We start from the raw sequence: 12983 nt of genomic DNA, 5'->3' as shown, positions 1-12983 counted from the left end.
TCTCACACTAGCGCGTTTCGTTTTGCCATCTCGATAAGTTCTACCAAGGATTTGGCTTGAAGTTTCTGCATCAGCCTCTTTTTATAGGTGCTTACTGTTTTGTTGCTTAGAAACATACCTTTGGCAATTTCCTTGTTGGTGCGACCTTGTGCAAAAAGTTGCAATACCATTAGTTTCCGGTCGTTGACGGTCTTGAACAATTCAAGTTCCTGGAATTCCACGCCATCGACACCACTGGTCGTCAATGCCTGGCTGGGGAAGTAGTTGTAGCCGGACAACACCGCGCGGATAGCGCTCAGCAACTCGCTCAGGTCGCCTTCCTTGCACACGTAGCCATCGGCGCCCGAGCGCATGCAGCGTGTGGCGAAGAGCGTGGGGGACTGGGCCGTCAGGATCAGGGTTTTCATCGGCGTATTCATCGCGTTGAATCGGCAGAGCACTTCGAGCCCATCCAGCTTGGGAATACTGATATCAAGGATGATCAGGTCAGGCTGGCATTCGCGGACCATTTGAATGGCGTCGCATCCGTTATCCGTTTCGCCCACCACTTTGTAGCCTTCGTGCTCCAGCAACATACGGATGGCAAGCCGTATAACCGGGTGGTCGTCGATAATAAAAACTGAGTTCATGATCACATTCCGTGCAAGTGCAAATAAAGCGGGCACATTAGCTCAGAAGAGGAGGCAGGCGCATGAGCGCAGGGGGGAACAGATATAAAACAGGAAAAGTCCTACATTAAAAAAGGTAAAGGCCTACCGGTTACTGAGGCTTTGTGCACCGATCTGTCAGGGGTTTGAAAATGCGTCGGTCAGATCGTGCTGCCAGGGAACTAAGTGGCGTGTTCAAGCCAACTTTCCCAGGGTGATAATGTTTAAAGTCCTACATTTTTAACCTGAGTAAGGGGCAGATCAAGCGTGCAAGTTCGTCTTTGTTCAACGGCTTGGATAAATAGCCAAGCAGCGGCAAGCCACGTTCCACGGCTTGTGCGATCAGGTTGGCGAGTTCCACCACAGGCAATCCGCTCAACAGGATGGCGGTCGTGGTAAAGCGTCGGCGACTGGCGATTTCTATCAGCTCGAGCCCCGGCAGGTCGGGCAGGCATTGGTCGCACAGGATGATGTCGAAGGGCACCTGCGCCCGCGACATCAAACGGATCGCCTGTTCGGCGCTGTCGGCCGGGGTCACCCGTGCAAAGCCGAAGCTCCTGAGCAGGTACTGGGTCGCTAGGAGTTGAAACGGATGATCCTCCACCAGCAGGATATGAAGCGGGTAACTGGGCATTGGGAGCACACGGTGAGTCAAGCGTCGATGAAGGGCGTGTAGGAACAGTTCTTTTGGGTCGCCCGGAGCGTGCGTGATTATTCATCGTGTGCTTGTGCGAATTCGATCAGGCCGCTCTGTTCCCTTCGTAGGTCGATTCCTTTCAGGGAACAGGCCGCTTGATCGTGCGCTTTATTGCGGGCTGGAACGCCCGGTCATTTCGCGTGCCATCTCGGTGGCATAGCTGTCGGTCATGCCCGCGATAAAGTCGATCATGCGCAGGAACGAGGCGTGCAAAGGCCATTCAGGGTTCGGCGCGTTGTTGCCCAGCAGGTCGAGAATGCGCCGGTTCTTGAACGACGGCGTGCGCCCACCATGCTGCTCCAGCGCCGCCCCGCAAAAGGCGTTCAACAGGATTTCCAGGGTGGTGTAGGCGCCGATCTCATGCAGGGTCTTGCGCTTGTCCTGGAAGATCTTCTTGCGGGCCATGTCCTTGGCGTCCAGTACGCAGCGTTTGGCCGGGCCATGCATGTGCTCGACCAGATCGCCGGGCAGGGTGCCGGCAAGCAAGGCATCCTGTTGTTCGACGAAGGCACTTGCCGCAGCGTTGGTCAGGTGTTCGATGGCCTTGCCGCGCAGGATTGCCAGTTTGCGTCGGCGCGAGTCCTGGGCACCGAGTTGGCGGTAGGTCTGTGGCAGGTCATCGCCCACCAGGTTGAGCAGCAGCGACTCGACTTCGGCATATTCCAGCAACTCCATTTCCAGGCCATCTTCCAAGTCGATCAAGGCGTAGCAGATGTCGTCCGCCGCCTCCATCAGATACACCAGCGGATGCCGCGCCCAGCGCTGTTCCTCGAGTTGCGGCAGGCCGAGCTTGTGGGCGATCTGCTCGAGGATCGGCAGTTCACTCTGGTAACAGCCGAACTTGTGTTTCTTGTAGCCCAGGGAGTCAGCGTGGCGGGCGGTCCAGGGGTATTTCAGGTACGTGCCGAGGGTGGCGTAGGTCAGCCGCGTACCGCCGTCGAACTGGTGGTATTCCAATTGGGTCAGCACACGGAAGCCCTGGGCGTTGCCTTCGAAATTGAGGAAGTCATTGCGCTCGGCACTGCTCATGTCGTCCAGCCAGCCGCGTCCGGCAGCCTGTTGGAACCAGTGGCGGATGGCATCTTCGCCGGAGTGCCCGAACGGCGGGTTGCCGATGTCATGGGCCAGGCAGGCGGACTGCACCACCATGCCCAGGTCGCTCGGGTCACACCAGTCGGGGAGGGCACTGCGCAGGGTTTCGCCGACGCGCATGCCCAGCGAGCGACCCACACAGCTCACTTCCAGCGAGTGGGTCAGGCGTGTATGGATGTGATCGTTGCTGGAGACCGGGTGCACTTGGGTCTTGCGGCCCAGGCGACGGAATGCGCCGGAGAAGATAATACGGTCATGGTCTTTGTGAAACGGGCTACGCCCCAGTTCTTCCGGGCTGTGCAGCGGTTTGCCTAGACGTTCGCGAGTCAGCAGGGTGGGCCAATCCAAGGCGGTTACTCTCCGTGCGGTGAATGACCCTCCCAGCTTCCCGGTTCAGCGCGGCCTGGGCAAGCGAAAATCTACAGCCCGGCCGCGTCGATATCGATTAACAGCAAACGCTGACCGTTATCGAAGAATTGTCCGGCGGTAAGGCAATACTGGTTGGTGGTTGCATCACGGTAGGTCGAGGACAGGGTCAGGCGGCGCTCCTCCCACCCTTCGGCCAGCAGGTGGTAGAAGTACGGGCGCCACGACCAGTTATGGCCCAGGTAGCGGCTGTCGGCCTGCCAGGCGTCCTGGCGCCATTCGAAATTGGGCGTCAGCTGGGTGCCATGCCGGTCGCACTGGTAAAAGCGCAGCAGCCAGGGAAAGGCGGGTAACTGAGGCAGTTTGCTCAACGGCGCCTGCGCCTGGGCCCAGGTTTGCAGGATCTTCATCAGTTCGGCCAACTGGTGGCGCAGTTGCATGATGCGCCCGCGCTCGGCCAGTTTTTGCTGCACATAGGCGCTGCGCAACTGCGCAAAGCGCGGCACGAAGGCGTCGGCGGCAAACCAGTCCAACTGCGCCTGGGCGAACAGGTAGCCCTGCACGTAGCGCGAGCCGCACTCCAGGGCGAAGTTCAGCTGTGCTTCGGTCTCTACGCCCTCGGCAATGATCCAGCACCCGGTCTTCTCCGCCATTTGCGCCAGTGCGCGCACCACTTCACTGCTCGGTCCGCCTCGAGCGGCCTCCTGGAACAGGCGCATGTCCAGCTTGAGAATATCCGGCTGCAGCGCCAGCACCCGGTCGAGTTGGGAATAGCCTGCGCCAAAGTCGTCGATGGCGATGCGCGCACCGGCTTCGCGATAACGCACGACCACGTCAGCCAGGCGCTGGATGTCGCCCCCCAGTTCGGTGATCTCGAACACGATGCGCCGTGGGTCGACGCCATGGTTGTGGATCTGCTTGAGGCTTGGCAGGGCTTGCCCCGGGCGCAGGCGGTTGATCCAGCGTGGCGAGATGTTCAGGCTCAGGAACCAGTCTTCGGGCGCTTCATGCAAACGGCTCAGCGCGTTGTCGCGGATCTGCCGATCGAGACGCCGCAAGGTCACGCCCGGCGTGCGCGGGTCGGCGAATAGCGGGCCCACGGACTGCAGGCGGCCGTCAGCCTGGCGCAGACGGCCCAGGGCCTCGACGCCGGCGATGCGGCCGGTGGCGGTGTCGATAAACGGCTGGAAGCAGGCGAGCGGTTGCCCGTCGATCACGGGGCCTCCTTAAGAGCGGTGGCGAAAAAAAGGCCCGGCCCTCGAAAACGAGGGCCGGGCCGATTCTGTTAGCAAGAATGCAGCCAGCCAGGCTCAACTTTTGCGCGAAGTGCCCTGCATGGCCAGTTTGATCAGTGGAATCAAGCCGGCACCCAGGCGCACCATGCGCGTCAGGCTGCCGATGCCGCCACCCTTGGCGCCTTTGCCGGTGAAGAAACCCATCAGCGTCACGGCCGCCACGCCCCACAGCGGCGCGTGCTTGATCCCCAGGCTGTCCTGCCAGTTCTGGCCCATGTTGCGGACCTTGTTCAGGGGCAGCATCAATTGCTGGGACTCGTGGCGGATTTCCTGGCGGTGCATTTCCATGCGCAGGCGAATCAACGCCTTGCGCATTTCCCGCCGTGAAGTGTTTTGAGGCATTTCGGTCAGGCTCATGGCAGCAGGCGCTCCCGGTCATTGGCCAGCTCTTCGAGGGTGGCGTGGAACGGCGTGGACTCATCGAACACCGCCGCTTTCAGGCGCACCCCGCAGAACGCTGCGGCCAGGCTGTAGAACACGCAGAGGCAGATGATCCCGGTGAGGCGGTAGCCGGTGTCCCACACCAGGATCATCACCAGTGTCGACAACCCCACCAGCAACAGCAGTGCAAACACCAGCGCCAAGCCGGCAAACAGCAGCAGGCTGACGGTGCGGGCCTTCTGTTCCTGCAACTCGATGCCAAACAATTCGACGTGGCTGTGCAGCAAGCCCAGCACGGCCGCGCCCAGACGCCTTGAGGTAGTACCTGTGGCCGAGCCAGTTTCGCCGATAGACATGATTAGCGCCTTGTGGCCAGCAGGCCGATCAGAAAGCCCACGCCGGCGGCAATGCCCACCGACTGCCAAGGGTTGGCCTGCACGTAGTCTTCGGTCGCGGTGACCGCTGCCTGGCCGCGTTCGCGCAGGGAATCTTCAGTCTGCTTGAGGGTTTCGCGGGCCTGCAACAGCGTGTCGTGAATCTTGGCCCGCAACTCATCGGCTTGGTCGCCGGCCAGGACCTTGGTGTCGTCCAGCAACCTTTCGGTGTCAGTCACCAGGGTTTGAAAATCCGCCATCAGTATTTCTTGAGCAGTCTTTGCAGTTCTTCTGGCCATGGTTATCTCCGTGATTGGCTGATCTGTACGTCTGTTTTCGAGTCACCGGCGTCGGTGAAGGTTCAGTTCAATTCTCTGGTACAGCTTTTGCTTTGCCTTGGTGCGCAGGCCCCGGGGCCTGCGCTGAATCCGGGCGGCCCTGGGCAATGCCTTGAAAAACCTTACCCTAAATAACTGAAACTCGCGGAAAAACCCTCTCGGCAAGGGCCTATTGCGTTGATCGCTGCGCTAAAGCGGTTCACACCCTCTGAAGAGGGGTGGGACCGGTGGGGCCAATTTAGTGCGCGCAACCGGGGCTTGAACCGCTTTGGTGCTTTTTGCCCTGACTGCAGGCCTGCCAACCTCCATGGAAAATTTGCAAAGTGCAGTGGACACGCTCGTCCATAGTTCCAACACCCTGTTTATCCTGATCGGTGCGGTCATGGTCCTGGCCATGCACGCAGGCTTTGCGTTCCTGGAAGTCGGTACGGTGCGCCAGAAGAACCAGGTCAACGCCTTGTCGAAAATCCTCAGCGACTTCGCCATCTCGACCCTGGCCTATTTCTTTATAGGCTATTGGATCTCCTACGGGGTGAGCTTCATGCAACCGGCGGCGGTGATCAGTGCCGACCATGGCTACGGTCTGGTGAAGTTTTTCTTCCTGCTGACCTTCGCGGCGGCAATCCCGGCGATCATTTCCGGAGGTATCGCCGAGCGCGCCCGGTTTGCACCGCAGCTCTGCGCGACGGCACTGATCGTAGCGTTTATCTACCCGTTTTTCGAAGGCATGGTGTGGAACGGCAACTTTGGCCTGCAGGCCTGGCTGCTCGCGACGTTTGGCGCCAGTTTCCATGATTTCGCCGGCTCGGTGGTGGTCCACGCCATGGGCGGCTGGCTGGCGCTGGCGGCGGTGTTGTTGCTCGGCCCACGCAACGGGCGTTACCGGGAAGGACGCCTGGTAGCGTTTGCGCCGTCGAGCATTCCGTTCCTGGCATTGGGCTCGTGGATCCTGATCGTTGGCTGGTTCGGCTTCAACGTGATGAGCGCGCAGACGTTGAACGGCGTCAGTGGACTGGTGGCGGTCAACTCGCTGATGGCGATGGTGGGTGGCACCGTTGCCGCGTTGATCATCGGCCGCAATGACCCAGGCTTCCTGCATAACGGCCCGTTGGCCGGCCTGGTTGCGATCTGCGCCGGTTCCGACCTGATGCACCCAGTGGGGGCGCTGGTCACGGGCGCCGTTGCCGGTGGGTTGTTTGTATGGTTTTTCATCGCTGCCCAGGATCGCTGGAAGATCGACGATGTACTCGGTGTGTGGCCCCTGCATGGCCTGTGCGGCGTGTGGGGCGGCATCGCCTGCGGCATTTTCGGCCAGGCGGCCCTGGGCGGGTTGGGCGGCGTCAGCCTGATCAGCCAGTTGATCGGCACGGCCCTTGGCGTGCTGGTGGCATTGGTGGGTGGCCTGCTGGTGTACGGCGTGATCAAGCGCGTGCATGGGCTGCGCCTGAGCCAGGAAGAGGAGTACTACGGCGCGGACCTGTCGATCCACAAGATCGGCGCGGTCAGTCAGGATTGATCGGCGCTTCGTCCGGTGCGTTCGGGTGTGAGTAAAAGCCGTGCAGCAGGCGATAGCGGTTCTGCCGCACTTCATCGACTCGCGCCTGTACTTGCTCGTCCGGCAGGCCCAGCAGGATCAAGGCGTGGGAGGCGAGCATCAGGCTCGATTCCAACAACTCGGGCACCACTTCGCTGGCGCCCGCCGCTTTCAGCTCGGCGAGCTGGCTGTCGTCGCGGGTGCGCACCAGGATCGGCACCTCGGCGTTGATCCGGCGCGCCTCTTTGAGCACCGCCAGGGCGACATCGCTGTTGTCCACCGCAACCACCACCAGCCGCGCGCGCTCCACGCCGACCGCGCTGAGCAGGGCGCCGCGCCGACAGTCGCCGTAATGCACGCTGCTGTCTTCGGTGGCCGCTTCCTGTACCCGTTCAGGGTCGTCATCCAGGGCGATATACGCCTGTTGTTCCTTGCGCAGAAAACGCCCGATCGATTGGCCGACGCGTCCATAGCCGCAGATCACCGCGTGCCCGCGTAACTCGGCGTTCAGTGCAGTGATTTCTTCCAGCTGCACTTGCTGGTTGGGCTTGCGGTGCAGGCGCAGGGCAATGCCCGGCGCGGCGCGCAATAGCAGTGGCGTCAGCAGCATTGAGCAGAAGGTGGCCGCGAGCAGCAACCCGTTGAATTCGTCGGGGATCAACCGGCTCTGCTGCATCTGCGCCATCAAGGCAAAACAGAACTCGCCGCCCTGGGCGAGTGCCAGGCCACTGCGCCAAGCGGTTTCACTGTCACTGCCGCGCAGCCTGACCAGCGCGGCCACCACGCAGCCTTTGACGAGCATGAGTGTCAGGGTGAAGCCGAGGATCAGCAGGCTATGGCTGACAAACAGTTGCAGGTCGATGAGCATGCCGATGCTGACGAAAAACAGCCCCAGCAAGATGTCGCGAAACGGGCGGATATCCGCCTCGATCTGATGGCGGTAGTGGCTTTCTCCCAACAACATGCCGGCCAGGAAAGCCCCGAGGGCAGGGGAGAGCCCCAGCAGGTGGGTGAGCCAGGCGGTGAGCAACACGATCACCAGTGCCAGCAGCACAAACAGCTCCGCCGAATGGGAGGCGGCGACCTCATGAAACAAGCGTGGCAGCAGCCAGCGACTGGCAAGCAGCAGCCCTACGAACAGCACCACGGTCTTGCCCAAGGTCAGCGGCAGTGCCCAATACCAGGCTTGCTCGCCGGTGCCAGCAAACACCGGCACCAGGGTCAGCAGCAACACCGCCACCACATCCTGGAACAGCAATACGCCAATGGCGTTCTGGCCATGGCTGCTGAAGATTTCCCCCAGGCTGGTCAGCTCCTTGCTGACGATGGCCGTGGATGACAATGCCAGCCCCGCACCCAGCAACAGCGCAATACCCGGCGCTACACCCAGGGTCATCAGCAACAGCCCCAGCAGGGCGGCGCAACCCAACACCTGCAAGCTGCCCAGGCCAAACACCACGCGGCGCAGGGCGAGCATCTTCGTCAGGGAAAACTCCAGGCCCAGGGAGAACAGCAGGAACACCACGCCCAGTTCGGCAAGGTCGGGCAGCTCTTCGCTGTCATTCACCCAGTCGAGCGCGGTGGGCCCCACGGCCAGGCCGACGCACAGGTAGCCCAGCACGGGCGGCAACTGCAGTCGGCGAAACAGCGCAATGACCACCAGGGATGAGGCCAGAATGATCAGCAGGTTGGCAAACACACGCATCTCCGTTGCAAGGGGGCAGGCAAAAAGCCGCGAGAATCGCTGAATCAGTTATAGGCCATGCTGACCTGGGTCAGGGTTTTTGTGAGGGTGGGCTTCATGCCGCCACCGGGCTTAGAATGTTGGCCTACTTTCTCATCAGGTCCATTCGCCATGCTTCCTGAATGCCAGCTATTGGGCACCCTGGGTTGCCATCTTTGTGAGATTGCCGAAGCCGAGATCATGCCGCTCGTCGATAACGGGTTGCTCGTTGAACTGGTGGATATTACCGATCCCGAAGACCTGACCGACGTCTACGGCCTGCGGATTCCGGTACTGCGCCGGGTGGACACCGGGGCGGAACTGGATTGGCCGTTCGACACACAACAGGTGGTGGCCTTCCTTCGTTGAGCGTTATGCGATGGCAGGTTTCCAAATATTAAGTTACTGTATGTTTGTACAGCGATTGAATAGAGGGAACGCCCGTGGTGAATGTCGAACAACTGAAAAGCAGCGTCAATCGCATGTCCGCCGACGTCGTGCGCGATGCGGTGAACGAGCTGCGCCTCGATGGCCTGGTCACGGAAGGCAAGACGCCGTTCAACAAAGTGCATTTCAATACCTGCTTCGCCGAGATCGAGGCGCTGTTCCAGCGCGCCGGTTACCACAAGCAATTGGATGTGGTGGGCTACCAGGGCTTGTTGTACGCGCTGTACGATCCGGGCCGCTGGGAAGCGGTGGATGTGCTGCGTTGGCTCAAGGAATTCACAGACGCCGCCAGTGCCTCGAAGGTCTTGCGGGCGGAGTTGGCCAAGGCCTGATATCCGCCCTAGGCTCGATCGCGTTCCATGCGGGATAATGCCTGCCTGTTTTTTTCCAGGCTTCGAGCAATTCCATGTCCACATCCGGTTTTTCCGCGTCCCAGCACCAAGCCAGTACCTTGTATCTGCCGCCCGGTTCCTGGGCGACGGTGCTCGATTGCCTGTGCGAGCACTTCCCGGCGATTGCCCGTGAACACTGGCTGGACCGCATCGCCCGGGGCCGGGTGCTGGACATCAACGGCAGCCCGATCAGCCAGGACCTGGCCTACAAGGAAGGCCTGTGCATCTATTATTTTCGCGAAGTGCCCAACGAGAAAGTCATCCCGGTGCAGGAAACCATCCTGTATGCCGACGAGCACCTGGTGGTGGCCGACAAACCGCATTTCCTGCCCGTGACCCCGGCCGGTGAATACGTCGAGCAAACCTTGCTGCGTCGCCTGATTCGTCGTCTGGACAATCCGTCGCTGGTGCCCCTGCACCGCATTGACCGGCATACGGCGGGGCTGGTGCTGTTCTCGGCCAACCCGGCCAGCCGCTCGGCTTATCAGCAACTGTTTCCCACCCGCCAGATCGACAAGTTCTACGAGGCCATCGCGCCCGCCCTGCCACACCTGACCTTTCCCCTGGTGCATAAGAGCCGCCTGGTGGATGGCGAGCCGTTCTTCCGCATGCAGGAAGGTCCCGGCGCCAGTAACACCGAAACGGCTGTGGAGGTGCGGGAACAGCACGGTGATCTGTGGCGATACGGCCTGTTCCCGGTCACTGGCAAGAAGCACCAGCTGCGCGTGCACATGACCGCACTCGGCGCGAGTATCTGCAACGATCCGTTCTACCCCGACGTGATCAAGGACGCCGTGGACGATTACACCAACCCGCTGAAACTGCTGGCCCAGGGCGTACGTTTTATCGACCCGGTCACCGGTGTCGAACGCAGCTTCCGCAGCCAGATCACCCTCGACTGGTAACCCTCAGAAACGACAAGGCCCGCGCGAGGCGGGCCTTGTGGACAAGCGCTAAGACTTACAGGTCTTTAACGGTGCGGACCTGATCTTTGTTGATACGGGTGCGCTTGCCGTCAAGTTGTTCGAATTCGTAGAAACCCGAATCTTCGTTGTATTTCGGGGTGTCGACGGCCTGGATTTCGCGCCCGTCATTCAGGGTGATCACTGTTGGCGAGGCGCAACCGGCGAGGGTGGCGAGGCCCAGTGCAAGCATGAGAGCGGCGATGGTCCGTTGAGTCATGAGTTCGTCTCCGAGAGAATTCTTTTAAATAGCTGACCTTGTGACGCATACGGCGTCGACAAAGTTCCTTGTGCGAGGTTCATTCTGACACGCCCGACGGCGTCTGTAACAGCTCCGGCGTATTAAGGTTGGCCAGGCGCGGGTCATCCGCCGGGCACTCCAGGCCCACGCCGCCCAGTTGCAGGAAGATCTTGCGCGGGCTGCGCTCACCGGCGTGCCAGGCGCTTTGCACTGCGTCCCGCAGGGCGGTCGGGACGCTGCAGATCAGCGGTTCCCAGAACTGGCCATGGCGTACCATCACCGGTTGTCGCGGGTGGCGCCGCACGGTCTCGCGCAGGTCGGCGAGCAGGTCGGCGTCGATCTGCGGCACATCGCACGGCAATACCAACAGGTGCGCGTGGCGCGCGACGTCGAGCCCGGCGCGGATGCCCGCGAGCGGGCCTGGAAAGTCCGGGCTGTCGTCGCTGACCAGTTGGTCGGCAAACGGCGCGTACCGGTCATGGTTGCGGTTGCACGAGATGATCAAATCGTCTGTGAGCGGGCGCACCAGGCGCTGCAGGTGCGCGATCAAGGGCAGGCCACGCCAGTCGAGCAAGCCTTTGTCCTGGCCGCCCATGCGCTGGCCGCGCCCCCCGGACAGCAGCAGAATCGAGCAGGGCAGGGGTGAAGAATCAATCGACATGGCGGTTCCGCTGCGGCAGGTAAATAGGGGCCTGTGATATAACATCGGGCTGTTCCTTCGACAACCGGACCGTGCCATGAAAGCCAAGGCAGATGCGCCCTTCGTACCCCTGAATATTGCTGTATTGACCGTCAGCGACACCCGCACCCTCGAAACCGATACCTCCGGGCAGGTCTTCGTCGACCGCCTCACTGCCGCCGGCCACAACCTGGCCGAGCGCGTGCTGCTCAAGGACGACCTCTACAAGATCCGTGCCCAGGTTGCCCACTGGATCGCCGAAGACGTGGTGCAAGTGGTGCTCATCACTGGCGGCACCGGCTTTACCGGCCGCGACAGCACGCCCGAGGCCGTGAGCTGCCTGCTCGACAAACAGGTCGACGGCTTTGGCGAACTGTTCCGCCAGATCTCCGTGGCCGATATCGGCACCTCCACCGTGCAGTCCCGCGCCTTGGCCGGCCTGGCCAATGGCACCCTGGTGTGTTGCCTGCCGGGTTCCACCAATGCGGTGCGCACCGGCTGGGACGGCATCCTCGCCGAACAATTGGACAACCGTCATCGCCCGTGCAATTTCGTGCCGCACCTGAAACAGGCCGAGCCTTGTGAATCCCGTGGGTAAGCCCGGCAAGACCGGTGCCCTGATGCCGGTGGAACACGCACTGCAACAGCTGTTGGCCATGGCCGAAGCCGCGCCGATCCGCGAGCAGCAAACCTTGCCCCTGGCGGACTGCGATGGGCGTGTCCTGGCTCAAGACCTGGTCTCCACCCTCGACTTGCCGCCGTGGCCGAACAGCGCCATGGACGGTTACGCCGTGCGCCTGGCGGACTGGACCGGTGAACCGCTGGTGGTCAGCCAACGCATCTTCGCGGGCCAGGCGCCGCAGCCCTTGGCCGTTGGCACCTGCGCGCGCATCTTCACCGGTGCACCGGTACCCGAAGGTGCCGACTGTGTGGAGATGCAGGAAAACGCCGTGGTCCACGCCGATGAGCGCGTGAGCTTCACCGAACCCCTGCACCTGGGCCAGAACATCCGCCCCCAAGGGCAGGAAACCACGGTCGGCGAGCGGGTGCTGACGGCCGGCACGCGCCTGGGTCCGATTGAACTGGGCCTGGCCGCGTCCCTCGGCCATGACGGCCTGGCCGTGATCCGCCGCCCACGCGTGGCCGTGCTGTCCACTGGCGACGAGTTGGTCGAACCCGGTTTGCCGCTGGGGCCGGGCCAGATCTACAACAGCAACCGTCGGGTGCTGTGTGCCTGGCTCAGCCGCATGGGCTGTGAGGTGATCGATGCCGGCATTCTCCCGGATGACCTGGAGAAAACCCGTGCGCAACTGGCGAGCCTGGGCAGTGTCGACCTGATTCTGTCGACAGGCGGTGTGTCGGTGGGCGAGGCGGATTTCCTCGGCATCGCCCTGCGTGAAGAGGGTGAGTTGGCGTTGTGGAAACTGGCGATCAAACCCGGCAAGCCGCTGACCTTTGGCCACTTCCGTGGCGTGCCGGTGATCGGCCTGCCGGGCAACCCGGCCTCGACGCTGGTGACGTTCGCGCTGTTGGCACGCCCTTATCTGCTGCGCCGCCAAGGCGTGCTGGACGTCGAGCCGCTGCGTTTTGAAGTGCCGGTGGGGTTCACATGGCCCAAACCGGGCAACCGCCGCGAGTACCTGCGCGGGCGTATCGAGCAGGGCAAGGCGATCATCTACCGCAACCAGAGCTCCGGCGTGCTGCGCAGCGCGGCGTGGGCGCAAGGGTTTGTGGAGGTGCTGGAGGGCACGACGCTGGAGATTGGCGATACCGTCAACTTCATCCCGCTGAGTGAAGTCCTGAACTGAACACAGA

General features: G+C 61.8%; 16 protein-coding genes. 6 read left to right on the top strand and 10 right to left on the bottom strand.

The window, feature by feature from the left end; genetic code table 11:
• Window positions 1–2: 2 nt before the first annotated feature.
• The 7 genes from CQ002_RS17980 to CQ002_RS17950 all read right to left on the bottom strand — a co-directional run bounded on the left by CQ002_RS17980 (window position 3) and on the right by CQ002_RS17950 (window position 5151).
• The gene (locus CQ002_RS17980) at window positions 3–629 is read right to left on the bottom strand and encodes a response regulator transcription factor (protein ID WP_105161877.1); all 627 of its coding nucleotides are present in this window, start codon (window positions 627–629) and stop codon (window positions 3–5) included.
• 250 nt (window positions 630–879) lie between these two features.
• Complete coding sequence (locus tag CQ002_RS17975) at window positions 880–1281, bottom strand: response regulator (RefSeq protein ID WP_098466113.1); 402 nt, start codon at window positions 1279–1281, stop codon at window positions 880–882.
• A 171-nt stretch (window positions 1282–1452) separates the two neighbouring features.
• The gene (locus CQ002_RS17970; RefSeq protein WP_016978472.1) at window positions 1453–2784 is read right to left on the bottom strand and encodes a deoxyguanosinetriphosphate triphosphohydrolase; all 1332 of its coding nucleotides are present in this window, start codon (window positions 2782–2784) and stop codon (window positions 1453–1455) included.
• Window positions 2785–2855: 71 nt separating this feature from the next.
• Window positions 2856–4019, bottom strand: a complete 1164-nt coding sequence (locus tag CQ002_RS17965) for an EAL domain-containing protein (protein WP_069022532.1) — start codon at window positions 4017–4019, stop codon at window positions 2856–2858.
• Between the two features lie 93 nt (window positions 4020–4112).
• Window positions 4113–4454: a hypothetical protein gene (locus CQ002_RS17960; RefSeq protein ID WP_034102826.1), complete on the bottom strand. Its 342-nt coding sequence runs from the start codon at window positions 4452–4454 to the stop codon at window positions 4113–4115.
• On the bottom strand, window positions 4451–4834 hold the full coding sequence (locus CQ002_RS17955) for a phage holin family protein (RefSeq protein ID WP_034102828.1): 384 nt from the start codon (window positions 4832–4834) through the stop codon (window positions 4451–4453). Before CQ002_RS17955 ends, CQ002_RS17960 begins: the two co-directional genes overlap by 4 nt.
• Window positions 4835–4836: 2 nt before the next feature.
• On the bottom strand, window positions 4837–5151 hold the full coding sequence (locus tag CQ002_RS17950; RefSeq protein WP_012723021.1) for a YqjD family protein: 315 nt from the start codon (window positions 5149–5151) through the stop codon (window positions 4837–4839).
• 346 nt (window positions 5152–5497) lie between these two features.
• Here CQ002_RS17950 and CQ002_RS17940 point away from each other — a divergent pair, with 346 nt between their 5' ends.
• On the top strand, window positions 5498–6706 hold the full coding sequence (locus CQ002_RS17940; protein WP_034102997.1) for an ammonium transporter: 1209 nt from the start codon (window positions 5498–5500) through the stop codon (window positions 6704–6706).
• Here CQ002_RS17940 and CQ002_RS17935 read toward each other — a convergent pair.
• Window positions 6693–8429 carry a monovalent cation:proton antiporter-2 (CPA2) family protein gene (locus tag CQ002_RS17935; protein WP_080758232.1) on the bottom strand — a complete coding sequence of 579 codons (1737 nt, stop codon included), beginning with the start codon at window positions 8427–8429 and terminating at the stop codon, window positions 6693–6695. The two genes, CQ002_RS17940 and CQ002_RS17935, sit on opposite strands and share 14 nt — an antisense overlap.
• A gap of 150 nt (window positions 8430–8579) precedes the next feature.
• Between CQ002_RS17935 and CQ002_RS17930 the strand changes: the two genes are divergently transcribed.
• From CQ002_RS17930 to CQ002_RS17920, 3 genes are all read left to right on the top strand, one after another.
• Window positions 8580–8816 carry a glutaredoxin family protein gene (locus tag CQ002_RS17930; protein WP_034102831.1) on the top strand — a complete coding sequence of 79 codons (237 nt, stop codon included), beginning with the start codon at window positions 8580–8582 and terminating at the stop codon, window positions 8814–8816.
• A gap of 74 nt (window positions 8817–8890) precedes the next feature.
• Window positions 8891–9226, top strand: a complete 336-nt coding sequence (locus CQ002_RS17925) for a hypothetical protein (RefSeq protein WP_034102833.1) — start codon at window positions 8891–8893, stop codon at window positions 9224–9226.
• 74 nt (window positions 9227–9300) lie between these two features.
• Entirely contained in the window at window positions 9301–10191 is an 891-nt protein-coding gene (locus CQ002_RS17920; protein ID WP_105161879.1) for a pseudouridine synthase, read from the top strand.
• A 55-nt stretch (window positions 10192–10246) separates the two neighbouring features.
• On the opposite strand, the gene CQ002_RS17915 is transcribed toward CQ002_RS17920, so the two are convergent.
• Together CQ002_RS17915 and mobA are read right to left on the bottom strand one after the other, a co-directional pair.
• Window positions 10247–10468 (bottom strand): YgdI/YgdR family lipoprotein, encoded by a 222-nt coding sequence (locus CQ002_RS17915; RefSeq protein ID WP_010211805.1) that lies wholly within the window; start codon window positions 10466–10468, stop codon window positions 10247–10249.
• A gap of 79 nt (window positions 10469–10547) precedes the next feature.
• Complete coding sequence (mobA, locus tag CQ002_RS17910; protein ID WP_105161880.1) at window positions 10548–11150, bottom strand: molybdenum cofactor guanylyltransferase MobA; 603 nt, start codon at window positions 11148–11150, stop codon at window positions 10548–10550.
• Window positions 11151–11226: 76 nt separating this feature from the next.
• On the opposite strand from mobA, the gene moaB reads away from it, so the two are divergent.
• A complete protein-coding gene (gene moaB / locus CQ002_RS17905) occupies window positions 11227–11766 on the top strand; it encodes a molybdenum cofactor biosynthesis protein B (protein ID WP_025857889.1) in 540 nt (179 codons plus the stop codon).
• Window positions 11750–12976 carry a gephyrin-like molybdotransferase Glp gene (gene glp, locus CQ002_RS17900; protein WP_105161881.1) on the top strand — a complete coding sequence of 409 codons (1227 nt, stop codon included), beginning with the start codon at window positions 11750–11752 and terminating at the stop codon, window positions 12974–12976. The genes moaB and glp overlap by 17 nt, the downstream gene beginning before the upstream one ends.
• Window positions 12977–12983: the final 7 nt, after the last annotated feature.

The organism is Pseudomonas sp. MYb13, from assembly GCF_002980075.1.
Lineage (GTDB): Bacteria > Pseudomonadota > Gammaproteobacteria > Pseudomonadales > Pseudomonadaceae > Aquipseudomonas > Aquipseudomonas lurida.
This window is presented reverse-complemented; position numbering and strand designations above follow the sequence as displayed.